General features: G+C 58.1%; 18 protein-coding genes. All 18 read left to right on the top strand.

All coding sequences use genetic code 11. The annotated features are described in order from the left end of the window. Positions 1-125 precede the first annotated feature (125 nt). The 18 genes from rpsB to tilS all read left to right on the top strand — a co-directional run bounded on the left by rpsB (position 126) and on the right by tilS (position 20,921). Positions 126-863 carry a 30S ribosomal protein S2 gene (rpsB, locus tag PSH88_RS24800; protein ID WP_007907989.1) on the top strand — a complete coding sequence of 246 codons (738 nt, stop codon included), beginning with the start codon at positions 126-128 and terminating at the stop codon, positions 861-863. 192 nt (positions 864-1,055) lie between these two features. Next, complete coding sequence (gene tsf / locus PSH88_RS24795; protein WP_305423210.1) at positions 1,056-1,919, top strand: translation elongation factor Ts; 864 nt, start codon at positions 1,056-1,058, stop codon at positions 1,917-1,919. A gap of 210 nt (positions 1,920-2,129) precedes the next feature. Continuing rightward, positions 2,130-2,873, top strand: coding sequence for a UMP kinase (gene pyrH / locus PSH88_RS24790; protein ID WP_003172271.1), 744 nt, complete (start codon positions 2,130-2,132; stop codon positions 2,871-2,873). Further along, positions 2,870-3,427, top strand: a complete 558-nt coding sequence (gene frr / locus PSH88_RS24785; protein ID WP_007907979.1) for a ribosome recycling factor — start codon at positions 2,870-2,872, stop codon at positions 3,425-3,427. The genes pyrH and frr overlap by 4 nt, the downstream gene beginning before the upstream one ends. Before the next feature lie 13 nt (positions 3,428-3,440). After that, positions 3,441-4,196, top strand: coding sequence for a polyprenyl diphosphate synthase (gene uppS, locus PSH88_RS24780; protein WP_008015050.1), 756 nt, complete (start codon positions 3,441-3,443; stop codon positions 4,194-4,196). After that, on the top strand, positions 4,196-4,999 hold the full coding sequence (locus tag PSH88_RS24775; protein WP_305423208.1) for a phosphatidate cytidylyltransferase: 804 nt from the start codon (positions 4,196-4,198) through the stop codon (positions 4,997-4,999). Before uppS ends, PSH88_RS24775 begins: the two co-directional genes overlap by 1 nt. Continuing rightward, positions 4,996-6,186 (top strand): 1-deoxy-D-xylulose-5-phosphate reductoisomerase, encoded by a 1,191-nt coding sequence (gene ispC / locus PSH88_RS24770; RefSeq protein ID WP_305423207.1) that lies wholly within the window; start codon positions 4,996-4,998, stop codon positions 6,184-6,186. Before PSH88_RS24775 ends, ispC begins: the two co-directional genes overlap by 4 nt. A gap of 52 nt (positions 6,187-6,238) precedes the next feature. Beyond that, on the top strand, positions 6,239-7,591 hold the full coding sequence (rseP, locus tag PSH88_RS24765) for an RIP metalloprotease RseP (RefSeq protein ID WP_305423206.1): 1,353 nt from the start codon (positions 6,239-6,241) through the stop codon (positions 7,589-7,591). A 72-nt stretch (positions 7,592-7,663) separates the two neighbouring features. After that, on the top strand, positions 7,664-10,039 hold the full coding sequence (bamA, locus tag PSH88_RS24760; protein WP_305423205.1) for an outer membrane protein assembly factor BamA: 2,376 nt from the start codon (positions 7,664-7,666) through the stop codon (positions 10,037-10,039). A gap of 45 nt (positions 10,040-10,084) precedes the next feature. Then, complete coding sequence (locus PSH88_RS24755; protein WP_007907155.1) at positions 10,085-10,588, top strand: OmpH/Skp family outer membrane protein; 504 nt, start codon at positions 10,085-10,087, stop codon at positions 10,586-10,588. Positions 10,589-10,591: 3 nt separating this feature from the next. Continuing rightward, positions 10,592-11,647 (top strand): UDP-3-O-(3-hydroxymyristoyl)glucosamine N-acyltransferase, encoded by a 1,056-nt coding sequence (gene lpxD / locus PSH88_RS24750; RefSeq protein ID WP_305423204.1) that lies wholly within the window; start codon positions 10,592-10,594, stop codon positions 11,645-11,647. 109 nt (positions 11,648-11,756) lie between these two features. Beyond that, on the top strand, positions 11,757-12,197 hold the full coding sequence (fabZ, locus tag PSH88_RS24745; protein WP_007907157.1) for a 3-hydroxyacyl-ACP dehydratase FabZ: 441 nt from the start codon (positions 11,757-11,759) through the stop codon (positions 12,195-12,197). Further along, positions 12,194-12,970 carry an acyl-ACP--UDP-N-acetylglucosamine O-acyltransferase gene (gene lpxA / locus PSH88_RS24740; protein ID WP_095054155.1) on the top strand — a complete coding sequence of 259 codons (777 nt, stop codon included), beginning with the start codon at positions 12,194-12,196 and terminating at the stop codon, positions 12,968-12,970. Before fabZ ends, lpxA begins: the two co-directional genes overlap by 4 nt. A gap of 2 nt (positions 12,971-12,972) precedes the next feature. Next, the gene (gene lpxB, locus PSH88_RS24735) at positions 12,973-14,100 is read left to right on the top strand and encodes a lipid-A-disaccharide synthase (protein ID WP_007907162.1); all 1,128 of its coding nucleotides are present in this window, start codon (positions 12,973-12,975) and stop codon (positions 14,098-14,100) included. After that, positions 14,100-14,741, top strand: coding sequence for a ribonuclease HII (gene rnhB, locus PSH88_RS24730; RefSeq protein WP_305423202.1), 642 nt, complete (start codon positions 14,100-14,102; stop codon positions 14,739-14,741). Before lpxB ends, rnhB begins: the two co-directional genes overlap by 1 nt. 82 nt (positions 14,742-14,823) lie before the next feature. Continuing rightward, on the top strand, positions 14,824-18,345 hold the full coding sequence (gene dnaE, locus PSH88_RS24725; protein ID WP_305423201.1) for a DNA polymerase III subunit alpha: 3,522 nt from the start codon (positions 14,824-14,826) through the stop codon (positions 18,343-18,345). A gap of 151 nt (positions 18,346-18,496) precedes the next feature. Further along, a complete protein-coding gene (locus PSH88_RS24720) occupies positions 18,497-19,444 on the top strand; it encodes an acetyl-CoA carboxylase carboxyltransferase subunit alpha (protein WP_052966371.1) in 948 nt (315 codons plus the stop codon). A gap of 148 nt (positions 19,445-19,592) precedes the next feature. After that, complete coding sequence (gene tilS, locus PSH88_RS24715; RefSeq protein WP_305423198.1) at positions 19,593-20,921, top strand: tRNA lysidine(34) synthetase TilS; 1,329 nt, start codon at positions 19,593-19,595, stop codon at positions 20,919-20,921. The last annotated feature ends 45 nt before the right edge of the window (positions 20,922-20,966 follow it).

Genomic DNA, 20,966 nt, shown 5'->3' with positions numbered 1-20,966 from the left:
GGGGATACCCTGAAAAGCTTAAATCCACACACGTGTCGACACGATGACCTGGGTGCCTTCAGCTGAAGCTGCTGGTTGGTCATTGGGATACGTGGAGGCCAAACCCGACTTATTAAGGAACTATCATGTCCCAAGTCAACATGCGCGATATGCTGAAGGCCGGTGTGCACTTCGGTCACCAGACCCGTTACTGGAACCCGAAAATGGGTAAGTACATTTTCGGCGCGCGTAACAAGATTCACATTATCAACCTTGAAAAAACCCTGCCAATGTTCAACGAAGCTCTGACTTTCGTAGAGCGTCTGGCCCAGGGCAAAAACAAGATTCTGTTCGTCGGCACCAAGCGTTCCGCTGGCAAGATCGTTGCTGAAGAAGCAGCACGTTGCGGTTCGCCGTACGTCGATCACCGCTGGTTGGGCGGCATGCTGACCAACTTCAAAACCATCCGTGCTTCCATCAAGCGTCTGCGTGACCTTGAAGTACAAGCCGAAGACGGTACTTTCGCCAAGCTGACCAAGAAAGAAGCGCTGATGCGCACTCGCGATCTTGAGAAGCTGGATCGTTCCCTGGGTGGTATCAAGGACATGGGCGGTCTGCCAGACGCTCTGTTCGTTATCGACGTTGATCACGAGCGCATCGCGATCACCGAAGCCAACAAGCTGGGCATCCCGGTTATCGGCGTAGTCGATACCAACAGCAGCCCGGAAGGCGTTGACTACATTATCCCAGGCAACGATGACGCAATCCGCGCTATCCAGCTGTACATGGGTTCGATGGCTGACGCTGTAATCCGCGGTCGCAACCACGTTGCTGGCGGCACCGAGCAGTTCGTTGAAGAAGCTCCGGCAGCTGCAGCTGAGTAATTGACGCCCTGGCGTTGACTCAGTAAGCAAAAAGGGGGCTTGGCCCCCTTTTTGCCACCTCGAAAACCATTTGTGAGCAGCGCAGCTACAGCATCTGTAACGTGCAGCGGCTAACAAGGGTGGTTCGGGAAGAATTGAACGCCCGTTCGATCGGGTGGAATGGTTGAAAACCTATCCAAGAGGAATTTGAAAATGGCAGAGATTACTGCAGCGTTGGTCAAAGAACTGCGCGAGCGTACCGGCGAAGGCATGATGGATTGCAAAAAGGCCTTGACCAAGGCCGGCGGCGACATCGAAAAAGCCATTGATGACATGCGTGCTTCGGGCGCCATCAAGGCTGCCAAAAAAGCTGGCAACGTTGCCGCTGAAGGCGCGATCGCTCTTAAAGAAGACGGTAAATCCGCCGTTCTGCTGGAAGTGAACTCGCAGACCGACTTCCTGGCCCTGCAAGACGACTTCAAGGCATTTGTTGCTTCCAGCGTAGAAAAGGCATTCGCTGACAAGCTGACTGATGTCGCTCCGCTGGTCGAAGCTCAAGAAGCCGATCGCCTGGTTCTGGTCGGCAAGGTTGGCGAAAACGTCAACATCCGTCGCCTGGCTCGCGTTGAAGGTGATGTTGTTGGTGGTTACCTGCACGGCAACAAGATCGGTGTCGCGGTTGTTCTCAAGGGCGGCAACGTTGAGCTGGCCAAGGACATCGCTATGCACGTAGCGGCCACCAACCCTGAATTCCTGCTGCCATCGGAAGTTTCCGCTGAAGCGATCGAGCGCGAGAAAGGCGTGTTCCTGACCCTCAACGCTGACAAGATCGCTGGCAAGCCAGAAAACATCGTTGAAAACATGGTCAAAGGTCGTATCAGCAAGTTCCTGGCTGAAGCGAGCCTGGTTGAGCAGGCGTTCGTCAAGAACCCTGAAATCAAGGTCGGCGAACTGGCCAAGAAAGCCGGTGCTGAAATCGTTTCTTTTACCTACTTCAAAGTAGGCGAAGGCATCGAGAAGCCGGTCGACAACTTCGCTGAAGAAGTTGCTGCCCAGCTGGCTGCCGCCAAGCAATAAGACGGTTTTTTAACTGTCGCCCTGAAGAGGCTGCCCGCTCACGCGCGCAGCCTCTTTTCAGATGGGGTTGCCAATTTTAATTGGTTTCCTTTTGGAACTGGCTTACAAAGCCATGTTCCGATGGCGCTGAAGCAGTGCCAAGCTAGAGTGAACGCCAGCTGTAAACAGCTCGCAAAGAATTTTTAAAATACGCCGCAGGAGAGATTCGCAATGGCTCAGCAGGGCAGTGGTTATCAGGCTCGCTATAAACGCATTCTACTCAAGCTTAGCGGCGAGGCCCTGATGGGCTCGGAAGAGTTCGGGATCGACCCCAAAGTTCTGGATCGCATGGCTCTGGAAGTTGGCCAACTGGTCGGCATCGGTGTTCAGGTCGGTCTGGTGATCGGTGGTGGCAACCTGTTCCGCGGCGCGGCGCTCAGCGCGGCGGGCATGGATCGGGTTACTGGCGACCACATGGGCATGCTGGCCACTGTGATGAACGCCCTGGCGATGCGCGATGCGCTGGAACGTGCCAATATCTCGGCCATCGTGATGTCGGCCATTTCCATGGTTGGCGTGACCGATCACTATGATCGCCGCAAAGCCATGCGTCACCTGAACGCCAAGGAAGTCGTGATTTTCGCGGCCGGTACCGGTAATCCGTTCTTCACCACGGATTCGGCAGCCTGTTTGCGTGCAATCGAAATCGACGCTGACGTCGTGCTCAAGGCAACCAAGGTCGATGGCGTTTACACGGCTGATCCATTCAAAGACCCGCATGCCGAGAAGTTCGATCATCTGACTTATGATGAAGTACTGGATCGCAAGCTGGGCGTGATGGATCTGACGGCCATTTGCCTGTGCCGCGACCACAAGATGCCGTTGCGCGTATTTAACATGAACAAGCCCGGCGCCCTGCTGAACATCGTACATGGCGGCGCTGAAGGGACCCTGATCGAGGAAGGCCAACAATGATCAACGAAATCAAGAAAGACGCTCAAGAGCGCATGAAAAAATCCGTCGAGTCGCTGGCTCACAACTTCGGTCGTATTCGTACGGGTCAGGCCCACCCAAGCATTCTGGAAGGTGTGATGGTTCCGTACTACGGCTCCGACACTCCGATCAAACAGGTGGCGAACATCACCGTTAAAGACGCCCGTACCCTGCAAGTAGTTGCCTTTGAGCGCAACATGCTGGGTGCCGTCGACAAAGCCATCGGTAGCGCGGGTCTGAACCTCAACCCGACCAACCTCGGTGAGTTGTTGCTGATCTCCATGCCGGCCCTGACTGAAGAAACCCGCAAGGGCTTCACCAAGCAGGCTCGCGATGTCGCTGAAGATGCCCGTGTTGCGGTGCGCAACATCCGTCGTGACGCGAACAGCCAGCTCAAGGACCTGGTCAAGGAAAAGGAAATCAGCGAAGACGAAGAGCGTCGCGCTACTGGCGAAATTGATGATCTGACCAAAAAATACGTGGCTGAAATCGACGCGAATTTGGCGCAGAAAGAAAAAGACCTGATGGCCGTATAAGGGTCACGTTTTAATGGATAAGACAAAGCAGACTGCGCCGTCCGCGGTGCCGCGCCATGTCGCGATCATCATGGATGGTAATAATCGCTGGGCGAAAAAACGCTTTATGCCGGGTGTCGCCGGGCATAAAGCAGGCGTGGATGCGGTGCGTGCGGTCATCGAGGTGTGTGCCGAGGCCAAGGTTGAAGTACTGACCCTGTTCGCCTTCTCCAGCGAGAACTGGCAGCGCCCGGCCGATGAGGTCAGTGCCTTGATGGATCTGTTCTTCAAGGCGTTGCGTCGCGAGGCCAAGCGCCTCAACGACAACAACATCAGTTTGCGCATCATTGGCGATCGTTCGCGTTTTCACCCGGAGCTTCAGGCCGCCATGCGCGAAGCCGAGGCGATGACTGTCGGTGCCAACCGCTTTGTCCTGCAGATCGCCGCCAACTATGGCGGTCAGTGGGATATCGCGCAAGCCGCGCAGCGTCTGGCTCGCGAAGTTCAGGCCGGGCATCTGCGTCCGGAGGACATTACCCCAGAGCTGTTACAAACCTGTCTGGCGACCGGCGATCTGCCGCTGCCAGACTTGTGTATCCGTACCGGTGGCGAGCATCGCATCAGTAACTTCCTGCTGTGGCAGCTGGCTTACGCCGAGTTGTACTTCTCCGACCTGTTCTGGCCGGACTTCAAACACGACGCCATGCGCAATGCGCTAGCCGATTTCGCTTCTCGCCAGCGTCGCTTCGGTAAAACGAGCGAGCAGGTCGAGGCTGGAGCCCGGGTTTAATGCTTAAACAACGAATCATCACGGCGCTGATTCTGCTGCCGATTGCCCTGTGCGGGTTTTTCCTGCTCGAAGGGTCCGGTTTTGCGCTGTTCATCGGGCTGGTGGTGACGCTCGGGGCGTGGGAGTGGGCGCGGTTGGCAGGTTTCGCTGCTCAGTCGATTCGCCTTGCCTATGCCGCTGTGGTCGCGTTGATGCTGTTTTTCATGCACATCCTGCCGGGGCTCGCGCCTTGGGTGTTGGGTGCTGCAGTGCTCTGGTGGGGCGTGGCCACGTATCTGGTGCTGACCTATCCACAGTCCAGTCAACATTGGGCCAGTGCTGCCTGCAAACTGGTGATCGGTTTGTTGATTCTGTTGCCGGCCTGGCAAGGCCTGGTTCTGATCAAGCAGGAACCCTTGGGTAACTGGCTGATCATGGCCGTAATGGTGCTGGTCTGGGGTGCCGATATTGGTGCGTACTTTTCCGGTCGGGCCTTCGGCAAACGCAAGTTGGCGCCCCAGGTCAGCCCTGGCAAGAGCTGGGAAGGCGTATACGGCGGCTTGCTGGTGAGTCTGGTGATTACCGCAATCGTCGGTTTTGTGCGGGACTGGAGTTTCGCTCAGATGCTGATGGGCCTGTTCGGTGCCGCAATTATCGTATTCATTTCAGTGGTCGGCGACCTCACCGAAAGCATGTTCAAGCGCCAGTCGGGGATCAAGGACAGCAGTAATCTGCTGCCCGGCCACGGCGGCGTGCTGGACCGCATCGACAGCCTGACGGCAGCGATTCCGGTATTCGCAGTGCTGCTGTGGATGGCAGCATGAGCCGCCCACAACAGATTACCGTGCTGGGAGCGACCGGTTCGATTGGCCTGAGCACCCTCGACGTCATTGCCCGTCATCCCGAGCGTTATCAGGTTTTCGCCTTGAGCGGTTTCACTCGTTTGAGTGAGTTGCTGGCACTGTGTGCGCGTCATTCGCCGCGCTTCGCCGTCGTGCCGGAATCTGGCGCTGCCTCAAGGTTGCAGGACGATTTGCGCGCAGCCGGTCTGTCGACCCGCGTTCTGGTAGGGGAGGAGGGCTTGTGTCAGGTCGCCTCCGATCCGGAAGTCGATGCGGTGATGGCGGCCATCGTCGGTGCGGCGGGCTTGCGTCCGACCCTGGCGGCGGTCGAGGCCGGCAAGAAGATTCTTCTGGCCAATAAAGAAGCGCTGGTGATGTCCGGTGCGCTGTTCATGCAGGCCGTGCGCAAAAGCGGTTCGGTGCTGCTGCCGATCGACAGCGAGCACAACGCGATTTTCCAGTGCATGCCACAGGATTTCGCTCGTGGACTTGGTGCGGTCGGTGTGCGTCGGATTTTACTGACAGCCTCTGGCGGACCGTTCCGGCAGACACCCATGGCCGAACTGGCGCATGTTTCTCCCGAGCAAGCGTGTGCGCACCCGAATTGGACCATGGGGCGCAAGATTTCGGTGGATTCGGCCAGCATGATGAACAAAGGGCTCGAGCTGATCGAAGCCTGCTGGCTGTTCGACGCCACGCCGTCCCAGGTCGAAGTGGTGATTCACCCGCAGAGCGTGATTCATTCGCTGGTCGACTACATCGATGGTTCGGTATTGGCGCAGTTGGGCAATCCGGACATGCGCACGCCGATCGCCAATGCCCTGGCCTGGCCAGAGCGAATCGACTCGGGCGTTGCGCCGCTGGACCTGTTTGCCATCGCTCGCCTGGATTTCCAGGCGCCCGATGAGGAGCGTTTCCCTTGCCTGCGCCTTGCGCGTCAAGCCGCCGAGGCTGGCAACAGTGCGCCGGCCATGCTCAATGCCGCGAATGAGGTGGCTGTGGCGGCGTTTCTCGACGGACGGGTTCGCTACCTGGAAATCGCGAGTATTATCGAGGAAGTGTTGAACCTCGAGCCTGTGGTTGCGGTAGATGATCTCGAGGCAGTGTTTACGGCTGATGCGAAAGCACGGGTACTGGCCGGGCAATGGTTGAGCCGTCACGGGCGATAAGTGCTGCAATACGTTGCCCCATGCAGCACTGATAGGATTGCGGAGAAAGTACATGAGCGCGCTCTATATGATTGTCGGCACCCTGGTAGCGCTGGGTGTGCTGGTCACCTTCCACGAATTCGGCCATTTCTGGGTCGCGCGTCGCTGTGGGGTCAAAGTGCTGCGTTTCTCCGTGGGCTTCGGCATGCCGCTGCTGCGCTGGCACGACAGTAAAGGCACTGAATTCGTGGTCGCGGCCATCCCGTTGGGTGGCTACGTGAAGATGCTCGATGAGCGCGAAGGCGAGGTCCCGGCCGATCAGGTCGATCAATCCTTCAATCGCAAATCTGTCCGTCAACGCATCGCCATCGTCGCGGCCGGCCCGATCGCCAACTTTCTATTGGCCTTGGTGTTTTTCTGGGCGTTGGCCATGCTGGGCAGCGAGCAGGTGCGGCCGGTTATCGGTGCGGTCGAGTCCGGCAGTATTGCCTCCAAGGCAGGTTTGAGCCCTGGCCAGGAAATTATGGCCATCGATGGCGAGCCAACCTCCGGCTGGGCCGCGGTGAACCTGCAACTGATCCGCCGTCTGGGTGAGAGCGGTTCCCTTCAATTGCTGGTCCGCGAACAGGGCTCCACGGTGGACTCTCCCCGTGAGTTGGTGCTGGACAAGTGGCTCAAGGGGGCCGAGGAGCCAGATCCGATTCGCTCGCTGGGTATTCGTCCTTGGCGTCCGGCGTTGCCTCCAGTCCTGGCCGAGTTTGATCCGAAAGGGCCGGCGAAGGCTGCGGGCCTGAAGCCGGGTGACCGCTTGTTGGCCCTTGATGGCAAGGCGCTGGACGACTGGCAGCAGGTAGTCGACATCGTCCGTATGCATCCGGATACCAAAATCATGCTGCGCGTGGAGCGCGATGGTGCTCAAATCGACGTCCCTGTGACGTTGGCCGCACGCGGCGAGAGCAAGTCACCCAATGGTTATCTGGGTGCCGGGGTGAAAGCGGTCGAATGGCCGCCAGAGATGATTCGCGAAGTCAGTTACGGTCCGGTGGCTGCGATTGGCGAGGGTGCCCGACGCACCTGGACCATGAGTGTACTGACCCTCGATTCGCTCAAGAAAATGTTGTTCGGTGAGCTCTCGGTAAAAAACTTGAGTGGACCGATAACCATTGCTAAAGTGGCGGGCGCTTCTGCCCAGTCGGGCGTCGCTGATTTCCTGAATTTCCTTGCTTATCTGAGTATTAGCCTGGGGGTTCTGAATTTGTTGCCCATTCCTGTACTGGATGGGGGACATTTGTTGTTTTATCTGATCGAGTGGGCGCGTGGTCGTCCCTTGTCGGATCGGGTGCAAGGTTGGGGGATACAGATCGGTATCAGTTTGGTGGTCGGGGTGATGTTACTTGCTCTGGTCAATGATCTGGGTCGACTGTAACGCTTCGCTGAATTGCGAATCTGCCGCATTTTGCGGCAGTTTTTATTGCCAGTTGGAATAAGAAAGGACTTCATGAAACGTCTGCTGCTAACTGCGGTTCTCACCGTATTGATGATCGCCGAAGTTCACGCCGAGTCCTTCACTATCTCTGATATTCGCGTCAATGGCCTCCAGCGGGTCTCCGCGGGTAGCGTCTTTGGTGCCTTGCCGTTGAACGTCGGCGAACAGGCGGATGATCGTCGCCTGGTGGAATCCACTCGTGCGTTGTTCAAAACCGGTTTCTTTCAGGATATCCAGCTGGGTCGCGATGGCAACGTCCTCGTCATCACTGTAGTCGAGCGTCCGTCGGTCGCCAGTATCGAGATCGAAGGCAACAAGGCGATCTCCACTGAAGACCTGATGAAGGGCCTCAAACAATCCGGTCTGGCCGAAGGCGAGATCTTCCAGCGCGCCACCCTTGAAGGTGTGCGTAACGAGCTGCAGCGTCAATACGTCGCTCAGGGCCGTTACTCGGCCACCGTCGATACCGAAGTGGTGCCGCAGCCGCGTAACCGCGTGGGCCTGAAGGTCAACATCAACGAAGGCACCGTTGCGGCTATCCAGCACATCAACGTGGTGGGTAACACGGTCTTCCCTGATGAAGACCTGATCGACCTGTTCGAACTCAAGACCAGCAACTGGCTGTCGTTCTTCAAGAACGATGACAAGTACGCTCGTGAAAAACTCTCCGGTGACCTGGAGCGTCTGCGTTCCTACTATCTGGATCGCGGCTATATCAATATGGATATTGCTTCGACCCAGGTGTCCATCACCCCGGACAAGAAACACGTCTACATCACTGTCAACGTCAACGAAGGCGAGAAGTACACCGTTCGTGACGTCAAGCTCAGCGGCGACCTGAAAGTGCCTGAAGACCAGGTCAAGTCCCTGCTGCTGGTTCAAAAAGGCCAGGTGTTCTCGCGCAAGCTGATGACCACCACGTCCGAACTGATCACCCGTCGCCTGGGTAACGAGGGTTACACCTTCGCCAACGTCAACGGCGTGCCTCAGCCTCACGATGAAGACCACACGGTCGACATCACGTTCGCTGTCGATCCGGGCAAGCGTGCTTACGTGAACCGCATCAACTTCCGTGGCAACACCAAGTCCGAAGACGAAGTGCTGCGCCGTGAAATGCGTCAGATGGAAGGTGGTTGGGCTTCGACTTACCTGATCGATCAATCCAAGACGCGTCTGGAACGTCTGGGCTTCTTCAAGGAAGTCAACGTCGAAACGCCGGCCGTACCCGGTGTCGACGATCAGGTTGATGTGAACTACAGCGTTGAAGAACAGGCGTCCGGTTCGATTACCGCCAGCGTCGGTTTCGCCCAGAGTGCCGGTTTGATCCTCGGTGGTTCGATCACCCAGAACAACTTCCTCGGTACCGGTAACCGAGTCAGCGTCGGCTTGACCCGCAGTGAATACCAGAGCCGCTATAACTTCGGTTATGTCGACCCCTACTGGACTGCTGACGGTGTGAGCCTGGGTTACAACGCGTTCTATCGCACCACCGACTACGACGACCTCGATGTCGACGTGGCCAGCTATGCCGTTGACAGCCTGGGTGCGGGCGTGAGCGTCGGCTACCCGATCAGCGAGACTTCGCGTCTGACCTTCGGCCTGACCGCGCAACAAGACAAGATCAAGACGGGTCGCTACACCGTTGATGAGATTTTCGACTTCGTTAACCAGGAAGGCGACAACTACCTGAACTTCAAGGCCTCGGCCGGTTGGTCCGAGTCCACGCTGAACAAAGGTGTATTGGCAACCCGTGGTCGTTCCCAGAGCCTGACTCTGGAAGCCACCACCCCTGGCAGTGACTTGTCGTTCTTCAAACTCGATTACCGTGGCCAGTTGTTCCAGCCATTGTCTGAAAACTACACAATGCGCCTGCACACTGAACTGGGTTACGGCGATGGTTACGGTTCTACCGACGGCCTTCCGTTCTATGAGAACTACTATGCTGGTGGTTTCAACTCGGTTCGTGGCTTCAAGGACAGTACCCTTGGTCCTCGCAGTACACCAAGCCAGGGCACTAACCCGGGTACTCTAAGAGACCCGGACCAGGATCCACTGCCATTCGGTGGTAATGTCCTGATCCAGGGCGGTGTTGAGGTTCTGTTCCCTCTGCCGTTCGTCAAGGATCAGCGTTCCCTGCGTACTTCGGTATTCTGGGACGTAGGTAACGTGTTCGACTCGACGTGCAAAGAAACCAGGAACGCTGACGGTTCGAAGTCCAATACGCAGTGCAACGACATTAGCCTGAGCAACATGGCCAGTTCCGTTGGTATCGGCGTGACATGGGTTACCGCGCTCGGTCCTTTGAGCTTCGCATTGGCGATGCCGGTCAAGAAACCGGATGACGCTGAGACTCAAGTGTTCCAATTCTCCCTCGGCCAGACGTTCTAAGCGTCTGACCCAAGATAACGACAATGGATTTTGTAGGAGTGCATCGTGCGTAAGTTGACTCAATTGGTTCTCCTGGCGACCGTACTGGTAGCAGGCCCGGCTTTTGCCGACATGAAAATCGCCGTTCTGAACTATCAGATGGCCCTGCTGGAATCCGATGCGGCGAAGAAATACGCCGTGGATGCCGAGAAAAAGTTCGGCCCGCAACTGACCAAGCTCAAAAGCCTGGAAAGCAGCGCCAAGGGTATCCAGGACCGTCTGATGGCTGGTGGCGACAAAATGCAGCAAGGCGAGCGTGAACGTCTGGAACTCGAATTCAAGCAAAAGGCCCGTGATTTCCAGTTCCAGTCCAAGGAACTGAACGAAGCCAAGGCCGTTGCCGACCGTGAAATGCTGAAACAGCTCAAGCCGAAACTGGACAGCGCTGTGGAAGAAGTCATCAAGAAAGGTGCTTTTGACCTGGTCTTCGAGCGTGGCGCAGTGATTGATGTCAAGCCTCAGTACGACATCACTCGCCAGGTTATCGAGCGCATGAATCAGCTGAAGTAACCCATGACAGCGACTATAAAGCTCGGCCAGTTGGCAGAGTTCCTCGGCGCCACCTTACGTGGCGACCCGAAGAAAGAAATTACTGGGCTAGCCACTTTGCAAGAGGCTGGCCCAGCTCAGTTGAGCTTTCTGGCAAATCCTCAATACCGTAAATACCTGGCTGACAGCCAGGCCGCAGCTGTTTTGCTGAAGGCCGCTGACGCTGAAGGTTTTGCCGGTGATGCATTGGTGGTGCCGGATCCATACCTGGCCTACGCGCGCGTTTCCCATCTGTTCGATCCCAAGCCCAAGGCGCTTGCCGGTATTCATCCGACAGCGGTGGTGGCAGTGGATGCAGTGGTCGACCCGGCGGCGAGCATCGGTGCTTTTGCGGTGATCGAAAGTGCAGCGCGTATTGGCGCAGGTGTGACCGTTGGGGCTCATTGCTTCATCGGTGCGCGTTGCGAAATCGGCGAGGGCGGCTGGTTGGCCCCGCGTGTCACGCTGTATCACGATGTGCGCATCGGCAAACGGGTGGTGATTCAGTCTGGTGCCGTGCTCGGCGGTGAAGGCTTCGGTTTTGCCAACGAGAAAGGCGTCTGGCAGAAAATCGCCCAGATTGGTGGTGTTTCGATCGGCGATGACGTGGAAATAGGCGTAAATACGGCTATCGATCGCGGCGCACTGGCCGATACCGTTATCGGCAATGGTGTGAAGCTCGACAACCAGATTCAGATTGCTCACAACGTCCAGGTCGGTGACCACACCGCCATGGCCGCCTGTGTGGGGATCTCCGGCAGCACCAAAATCGGCAAGCATTGCATGCTCGCCGGTGGCGTAGGGTTGGTGGGGCATATCGAGATTTGCGACAACGTTTTCCTGACCGGGATGACCATGGTGACCCACTCGATTACCGAGCCGGGTTCCTATTCTTCCGGAACGGCGATGCAACCGGCAGCCGAATGGCGCAAAAGCGCGGCACGTATCCGTCAGCTCGATGACATCGCGCGACGTCTGCGACAGCTGGAAAAGCGTGTAGGGGACGTGACCCCTGACGGTAATGCTTCATCAGATGGCTGATACCATTTCCATATCAAGTGTGCACAGCCGCTAGACTGCCTCCTTGATTTGCTAGAGGAGTGCGCGTCAGTCGCGCGCTCCCAATCTTTACATAGGCTTCCCCCCCGAAATGATGGACATCAACGAGATTCGCGAATACCTGCCTCACCGTTACCCGTTCCTGCTGGTGGACCGGGTCGTGGATCTGGATGTGGAAGGCAAGCGCATCCGCGCCTACAAGAATGTCAGCATCAACGAGCCATTCTTCAATGGTCACTTTCCTGCGCATCCAATCATGCCGGGCGTATTGATCATCGAAGCGATGGCTCAGGCTGCCGGGATCCTTGGTTTCAAAATGCTCGACGTGAAGCCTGCCGACGGCACGCTGTATTACTTCGTCGGCTCTGACAAGCTGCGCTTCCGCCAGCCCGTGCTGCCAGGCGACCAGCTGATCTTGGAAGCCAAGTTCCTGAGCTGCAAGCGTCAGATCTGGAAGTTCGAGTGCCAGGCTTCGGTCGATGGCAAGCCAGTCTGCTCCGCTGAAATCATCTGCGCGGAACGCAAACTATGAGTTTGATTGACCCTCGCGCAATCATCGATCCGACGGCCGTTCTGGCCGACGACGTCGAAGTCGGCCCTTGGTCGATCATCGGCGCAGGTGTGGAAATCGGCGAGGGGACAGTGATCGGGCCGCATGTGATTCTCAAGGGCCCGACCCGAATCGGTAAGCACAACCGCATCTACCAGTTTTCTTCGGTAGGCGAGGACACGCCCGATCTGAAATACAAAGGCGAAGAAACCCGTCTGGTCATCGGTGACCATAACGTCATTCGCGAAGGCGTGACGATTCACCGCGGGACCGTTCAGGATCGTTCGGAAACGACCCTGGGCGATCACAACCTGATCATGGCCTATGCCCACATCGGTCACGACAGCGTTATCGGTAACCACTGTATTCTGGTCAACAACACCGCGTTGGCGGGCCATGTGCACGTTGAAGACTGGGCGATCCTGTCCGGTTTTACCCTGGTTCACCAGTATTGCCACATTGGCGCCCACAGCTTTTCCGGCATGGGCACTGCCATTGGCAAGGACGTTCCAGCCTACGTCACGGTATTCGGCAACCCGGCCGAAGCCCGCAGCATGAATTTCGAAGGCATGCGCCGTCGCGGTTTCAGCGAAGATGCAATCCACGCGCTGCGTCGTGCCTACAAGGTGGTTTACCGCCAGGGCCTGACGGTCGAACAGGCGCTGGCCGAGCTGGCGGAACCCTCGCTTCAGTTCCCGGAAGTCGCGGTGTTCCGTGACTCTATCCAGTCTTCGACCCGCGGCATCACCCGTTAACCATGGCCAATTTGCGTATTGCGCTGGTGGCGGGAGAGGCTTCCGGTGACATTCTGGGTGCGGGTCTCATGCGCGCGCTGAAGGCTCGGCATCCAGCAGTCGAGTTCATCGGTGTCGGCGGTCCGCTGATGCAGGCCGAAGGCCTGACCTCGTATTTCCCGATGGAACGCCTGTCTGTCATGGGCTTGGTGGAAGTGCTGGGCCGTTTGCGTGAGCTGTTGGCGCGTCGCAAGAAACTGGTCGCGGACCTGATCGCCGAGAAGCCGGACGTGTTCATCGGTATCGATGCCCCGGACTTCAACCTCAATATCGAACTCAAGCTGCGTCAGGCCGGGATCAAGACCGTGCATTACGTCAGCCCGTCGGTCTGGGCCTGGCGACAGAAGCGGGTGCTGAAGATTCGCGAAGGTTGCGACCTGATGCTGACGCTGTTCCCGTTCGAAGCTAAATTTTATGAAGAGAAGGGTGTGCCGGTGCGGTTTGTCGGCCATTCCCTGGCCGATGCGATTCCGCTTGAGGCTGATCGCGCCGCAGCGCGGGCCGAACTTGGTTTGCCGGACGGGCCGCTGGTCGCCCTGATGCCGGGCAGCCGTGGCGGTGAGGTCGGGCGCCTTGGTGCGCTGTTCCTCGACACCGCCCAGCGCTTGCGGGCCATGCGTCCGGGCGTACGGTTCGTCATGCCATGCGCGAGCCCACAGCGCCGGGCGCAGCTTGAAGAGCTGCTGGCCGGTCGCGATCTGCCGCTGACCTTGCTCGACGGCAAATCCCATCTGGCCCTGGCTGCTTGCGACGCGGTGTTGATCGCTTCGGGCACGGCTACGCTGGAAGCATTGTTGTACAAGCGACCGATGGTGGTCGCTTATCGCTTGGCACCGCTGACGTTCTGGATTCTTAAACGGATGGTGAAGAGTCCCTACGTCTCCTTGCCGAATCTTCTGGCCCAGCGTTTGCTGGTGCCGGAGTTGTTGCAGGACGATGCGACGGTTGAAGCCTTGGCCCAGACCCTGTCGCCACTGATCGAAGGTGGCCAGGAACAGACCCGAGGCTTTGACGAAATCCACCGAACCCTGCGCTTGGACGCCTCCAATCAGGCAGCGGATGCGGTACTGAACCTGATTGGCAGAGCATAATGAGCAAAGCAAGCAAACAGCTGGGCCTGGATTTTATGCTGGTCGATGAACTTGAAGATCTGGTGGCAGGTGTCGATGAAGTCGGTCGCGGCCCGCTGTGTGGCGCCGTGGTGACGGCGGCAGTGATCCTCGATCCGAGCCGCCCCATCCTGGGCCTCAACGACTCGAAGAAGCTCACCGAAGCTCGCCGTGATGCGCTTTACGACGAAATCTGCGAAAAGGCCCTGAGTTGGTATGTCGCTCGCGCTGAAGTAGAAGAAATCGACGAACTGAACATTCTTCACGCCACCATGCTGGCCATGCAGCGTGCCGTCGAAGGGCTGCACATTCAGCCGAAACTGGCGATGATCGACGGCAACCGTTGCCCGAAGCTCTCGATGCGTGCGGAAGCGGTGATCCAGGGCGATGGCAAGGTACCGGCCATTGCTGCCGCTTCAATTCTGGCCAAGGTCAGTCGTGATCGAGAAATGGCGGCATTCGAACTGATTTATCCGGGTTACGGGATCGGCGGCCATAAAGGCTACCCGACACCCGTTCATCTGGAAGCGCTGGCCCGCTTGGGGCCGACCCCAATCCATCGCCGCTCGTTCGCCCCGGTACGCTTGGCGTATGAAGCGCGGGAAAACCTGATCGAGAGTTAGTCGCAGGCTGATGTTTTACTCAAGGCCCGGTACAATCCGGGCCTTGTTGTCTTCACGTTTCTAGTTTCTAGACAGGATCACTATGCCGGCTTCATTCGTTCATCTACGCCTGCACACTGAATATTCCCTGGTCGACGGTCTGGTGCGGATCAAGCCGCTGGTCAAGACCCTGGTCGGCATGAACATGCCTGCCGTGGCGGTCACCGACCAGAACAACATGTGTTCCCTGGTCAAATTCTATAAAGCCGCCATGGGCGCGGGGATCAAGCCGATCTGCGGCGCCGACCTGTGGCTGTCGAACAAGGATCCGGACAACCCCTTGAGCCGGATCAGTCTGCTGGCGATGAACGCCGTGGGTTATCGCAACCTCACCGAACTGATCTCCCGCGGTTTCATCGACGGCCAGCGCAATGGCTCGGTCATCATCGAGCGCGAGTGGGTGGCCGAAGCCAGCGAAGGCTTGATCATGCTGTCGGCGGCGAAAGAGGGCGAAATCGGTCTGGCCATGCTCAGCGGCAACCCGGACGAAGCCGAAACCCTGGCGCGCGAATGGATGGCGGTGTTCCCGGATCGTTTCTATCTGGAAGTCCAGCGCACCAGCCGCCCCAATGACGAAGAGCAACTGCACGGTGCCGTGGCCCTGGCGGCGAAAATCGGCGCGCCGCTGGTGGCGACCAACGACGTGCGCTTCATCAAGCAGGAAGACTTCGAGGCCCACGAAACCCGCGTTTGCATCGGTGAAGGCCGCGCCCTCGACGATCCGCGGCGTTCGAAGAATTACAGCGATCAGCAATACCTCAAAAGCGCCGAGGAAATGGCCGAGCTGTTCAGCGACCTGCCCGAGGCGCTGGAAAACACCGTCGAGATCGCCAAGCGCTGCAACATCGACGTGAAACTGGGCAAGCACTTCCTGCCCAACTTCCCGATTCCCGATGGCATGACCATCGACGAGTACTTTCGCAAGGTTTCCTTCGACGGTCTGGAAGAGCGCCTCACCGTTCTGCTGCCCAAGGACACCACTGAAGACTACGAAGCCAAGCGCCAGGTCTACGTCGACCGGTTGAATTTCGAGCTGGATATCATCATCCAGATGGGCTTCCCCGGTTACTTCCTGATCGTGATGGACTTTATCCAGTGGGCCAAGAATAACGGCGTGCCGGTAGGTCCGGGGCGTGGGTCGGGTGCCGGGTCGTTGGTGGCCTATGTGCAGAAGATCACCGACCTCGACCCGTTGGAATATGACCTGCTGTTCGAACGTTTCCTTAACCCGGAACGGGTTTCCATGCCCGACTTCGACGTCGACTTCTGCATGGACGGCCGTGACCGGGTCATCGATTACGTAGCCGAGAAATACGGTCGCAACGCGGTAAGCCAGATCATCACCTTCGGTTCCATGGCGGCGAAAGCGGTGGTCCGTGACGTGGCGCGGGTGCAGGGCAAGTCTTACGGCCTGGCGGATCGTCTGTCGAAGATGATTCCGTTCGAAGTCGGCATGACCCTGGAAAAAGCCTACGAGCAGGAAGAAATCCTGCGCGACTTCATCAAGGTCGATGAAGAAGCCGCGGAAATCTGGGAAATGGCGCGCAAGCTTGAAGGTGTTGTGCGTAACGTCGGCAAGCACGCCGGTGGTGTGGTGATCGCGCCGACCAAGCTGACCGACTTCTCGCCGATTTATTGCGATGAAGCGGGCGATGGCCTGGTAACCCAGTTCGACAAGGACGACGTCGAGGCTGCCGGTCTGGTGAAGTTCGACTTCCTTGGTCTGCGGACCCTGACGATCATCGACTGGGCGCTGAAAACCATCAACCGCGACCGCGCCAAGGTCAACGAGCCGCCGCTGGATATCGCCTTTATCCCGCTGGACGACAAACCGACTTACACGCTGCTGCAAAAAGCCGAAACCACCGCGGTGTTCCAGCTCGAGTCGCGCGGCATGAAAGAGCTGATCAAAAAGCTCAAGCCCGACTGCCTGGAAGACTTGATCGCACTGGTGGCCCTGTTCCGTCCGGGCCCGTTGCAATCGGGCATGGTGGACGACTTCATCAACCGTAAGCACGGTCGCGCGGAACTCGCGTACCCGCACTCGGATTACCAGTACGAAGGCCTCAAGCCAGTCCTGGCGCCGACTTACGGCATCATCCTGTATCAGGAACAGGTGATGCAGATTGCCCAGGTCATGGCAGGCTACACCCTTGGCGGTGCAGACATGCTGCGTCGAGCCATGGGTAAGAAAAAGCCCGAAGAAATGGCCAAGCAACGTGGCGGTTTCATTGAAGGTTGCGCCACCAACAATATCGACGCCGACCTGGCCGGTAACATCTTCGACCTGGTAGAAAAATTCGCCGGTTACGGCTTCAACAAATCCCACTCCGCCGCGTACGGTCTGGTGTCGTACCAGACCGCGTGGCTGAAAGCCCACTACCCGGCGCCGTTCATGGCTGCGGTACTGTCGGCGGATATGCACAATACCGACAAGGTCGTGACCTTGATCGAAGAAGTGCGGACCATGAAGCTGCGCCTCGACGCACCGGACGTGAACACCTCGGAGTTCAAGTTCACGGTGAACGACGAAGGCCGGATTATTTACGGATTGGGCGCGATCAAGGGTGTTGGCGAGGGCCCGGTCGAAGCGATCACCGAGGCGCGTCAGGAAGGCCCGTTCAAGGATCTCTTTGATTTCTGCGCCCGGGTTGATCTCAAGCGCATTAACAAGCGCACCCTGGATGGTTTGATCCGCAGTGGCGCGCTGGATCGTCTTGGTCCGTACTTCCACGATGAGCCGAAAGCCTATCAGGCCAACATCGACCGCAACCGGGCGGTCTTGCTGAACGCCATGGAAGGGGCGATCAAGGCTGCCGAACAAACCGCTCGCACCCACGACAGTGGTCATGCCGATCTGTTTGGCGGCCTGTTCGTCGAGGAAGACGCCGATGTTTATGTCAACCACCGCAAGGCCAAGGAACTGACCCTCAAGGAACGCCTGAAAGGGGAGAAAGACACCCTGGGCCTGTACCTGACCGGTCACCCGATCGACGAATACGAAGGCGAGATTCGTCGCTTCGCCCGTCAGCGCATCATCGACCTGAAGCCGGCTCGCGATACCCAGACGGTCGCGGGCATGATCATCGCCCTGCGAGTGATGAAGAACAAAAAGGGCGACAAGATGGGTTTCATCACCCTCGACGACCGCTCCGGGCGGATCGAAGCCTCGCTGTTCGCCGACGCCTTCCATTCCGCGCAGTCGCTGTTGCAGACCGACGCGATGGTGGTGGTCGAAGGCGAAGTCAGCAATGACGACTTCTCTGGCGGCCTGCGGCTGCGGGTCAAGCGGGTGATGAGCATGGAAGATGCGCGCACCAACCTGGCCGAAAGCCTGCGCCTGAAATTGCACACCAAGGATTTGAAGGGCGATCAGCTACGCTGGCTGGGTGAGTTGTTCAAGCGCCACCGCGGCGCGTGCCCGATCACCATGGAGTACACCAGTCCCGATGCGAAGGCCTTGTTGCAGTTCGGCGAGACTTGGCGGATCGATCCGGCGGATGCCTTGATTCAAGCCCTGCGTGACCAGTTCGGGCGAGACAACGTCTTCCTCCAATACCGTTGACGGTCAGGTGCCATTCCTTACCATTGGAACGCGCCTGATCCCGACCCGAATTTTTAATCTCGACCTGAACGCGCCTGTCCCTTAAGGTAGGGCGCGAATAGACAACCGGCCGGCCCAAGCTCTCTTGGAGGTCGACCCAAGACGGACGCCTATGAACCCGAATTTTCTAGATTTCGAACAGCCGATCGCCGACCTGCAAGCCAAGATCGAAGAGTTGCGCTTGGTCGGTAATGACAATTCGCTGAATATCGGCGATGAGATCTCCCGCCTGCAGGACAAGAGCAGCACGCTGACCGAAGACATCTTCGGCAAGCTGACCAGCTGGCAGATCGCACGTCTGGCGCGTCACCCGAAACGTCCTTATACCCTGGACTACATCGAACACATCTTCACCGAGTTCGACGAACTGCACGGCGACCGTCACTTCTCCGACGACGCTGCCATTGTCGGCGGTGTTGCCCGTCTGGACGATCAACCGGTGATGATCATCGGTCACCAGAAAGGCCGCGAAGTGCGCGAGAAGGTTCGCCGTAACTTCGGCATGCCGCGTCCGGAAGGCTACCGCAAAGCGTGCCGCCTGATGGAAATGGCCGAGCGTTTCAAAATGCCGATCCTGACCTTCATCGACACCCCGGGTGCTTACCCAGGCATCGACGCTGAAGAGCGTAACCAGAGCGAAGCAATTGCCTGGAACCTGCGCGTCATGGCTCGCCTGAAAACCCCAATCATCGCCACCGTGATCGGTGAGGGTGGTTCCGGTGGTGCGCTGGCAATCGGCGTCTGCGATCAGCTGAACATGCTGCAATATTCGACCTACGCGGTGATTTCTCCGGAAGGTTGCGCCTCGATTCTGTGGAAAACTTCCGAGAAAGCTCCAGATGCCGCTGAGGCGATGGGCATCACTGCCGAGCGTCTGAAGGGCCTGGGCATTGTCGATAAAGTGATCGGCGAGCCATTGGGCGGCGCTCATCGTGACCCGGCCGCTGCGGCTGCCTCGATCCGCGCCGAACTGAGCTCGCAACTGGCGATGTTGAAGAAGTTCGATAACGAGGCGCTGTTGGCCCGTCGTTACGAGCGTCTGATGAGCTACGGTCTCTGATCTGACGCTGCTTCGGCAAGTGCTGGATAACCAATGTGGGAGCGGGCTTGCTCGCGAAAGCGGTATAACTGACAACCGATGTGTTGAATGTTAAGCCGCTTTCGCGAGCAAGCCCGCTCCCACATTTGATTTGTGCGAAGTGACCGATATGAGCCAGCCTACGATTGATTTGCCAACCAGGCTCCTGCTGAATCTTGCACCTTGGCGCACCGCTACAGCCTGGCGCATTGCCTTCTCCGGTGGTCTCGATTCCACTGTCCTGCTGCACCTTCTCGCACACCTCGCAAAAAACCAATCCTTACCGGCGTTGACCGCCATTCATGTCCACCATGGCCTTCAGGCTGCGGCTGATGCATGGCCGGAACATTGTCAGTCAGTCTGTGATGCGTTGGGAGTGCCGCTAGAGGTCGTGCGTGTTCAGGTTGAACCTGGCGCCAGCCTTGAGCGTGCGGCGCGGGATGCGCGTTATGGCGCCTTCATTGCGGCGACTCATACCGGTGAAGTGCTGCTCACTGGGCAACACCGTGACGATCAGGCGGAAACCCTGTTGTTTCGGCTGATGCGTGGGGCTGGGGTGAGAGGGTTGTCGGGGATGCCGAGCGAGCGTCCTTTGGGCCGGGGGCATCTGCTGCGCCCCTTGCTCGACGTCACTCGCGCCGAGCTTGAGGCCTACGCGACTGAATATCAGTTGAGCTGGATCGAGGATCCGTCGAACCAGGACCGTCAGTTCTCGCGCAATTATCTGCGTCATCAGGTGTTCCCCGTGTTGACCGCGCGCTGGCCGCAAGCGGTGGCGACCATGGCTCGTAGCGCTGCGCATCTGAGTGAAGCGCAGGGGTTGCTCGATGAATTGGCGCAAATCGATCTGGCCCACGCTACCACGGTCAGTGATTTCGATTGGTTGGGTTTGCCGTCGCTGGAGCTGGCACCCCTGGAAAAACTGTCTGATGCGCGCCAGCGCAATGCGTTAAGTCATTGGCTCAAATCGCTGACGACTTTGCCGGACAGTGACCATTGGTCGGGTTGGGAAAATTTGCGCGATGCGACCGGCGATGCGCGTCCGGTCTGGCGGCTGGCGGCGGGTGAATTGCATCGCGCGGGCGGGCGTCTCTGGTGGTTGTCTGGCGGCTGGCTGCGCACTCAGCCATCGCCGGTGTCTTGGGCTGATCCCTCGGTATCACTGGCGTTGCCGGATAACGGCGTACTCATGTTCACCGGTCAGATCCCCGTTGGCCCGCTGCAGATCCGCTATCGTGAGGGGGGCGAGGTCATGAACCTGCCCGATCGCGGCCATCGTGACTTGAAGCGTTTACTCAATGAAAGCGGCATCCCGAGCTTCGCCCGTGGCAGATTGCCGCTGGTCTACAGAGGCGAGCAATTGCTGGCGGTGGCGAACCTGCGGGGGCTAAATGGTGGTGAGCAAGTTGGCTGGTATTTGCATTGGCAGCCTGCGATCGAAGATCAAGGTTTGAGCTGAAAGGGGCTTTCCGGTAGACTACGCTCCCTTCTTGATACAACTTCT

It is taken from the genome of Pseudomonas wuhanensis (assembly GCF_030687395.1).
GTDB lineage: Bacteria > Pseudomonadota > Gammaproteobacteria > Pseudomonadales > Pseudomonadaceae > Aquipseudomonas > Aquipseudomonas wuhanensis.
Note: the sequence above shows the minus strand (reverse complement) of the source record. Positions and strands in the feature narration are given on the sequence as shown.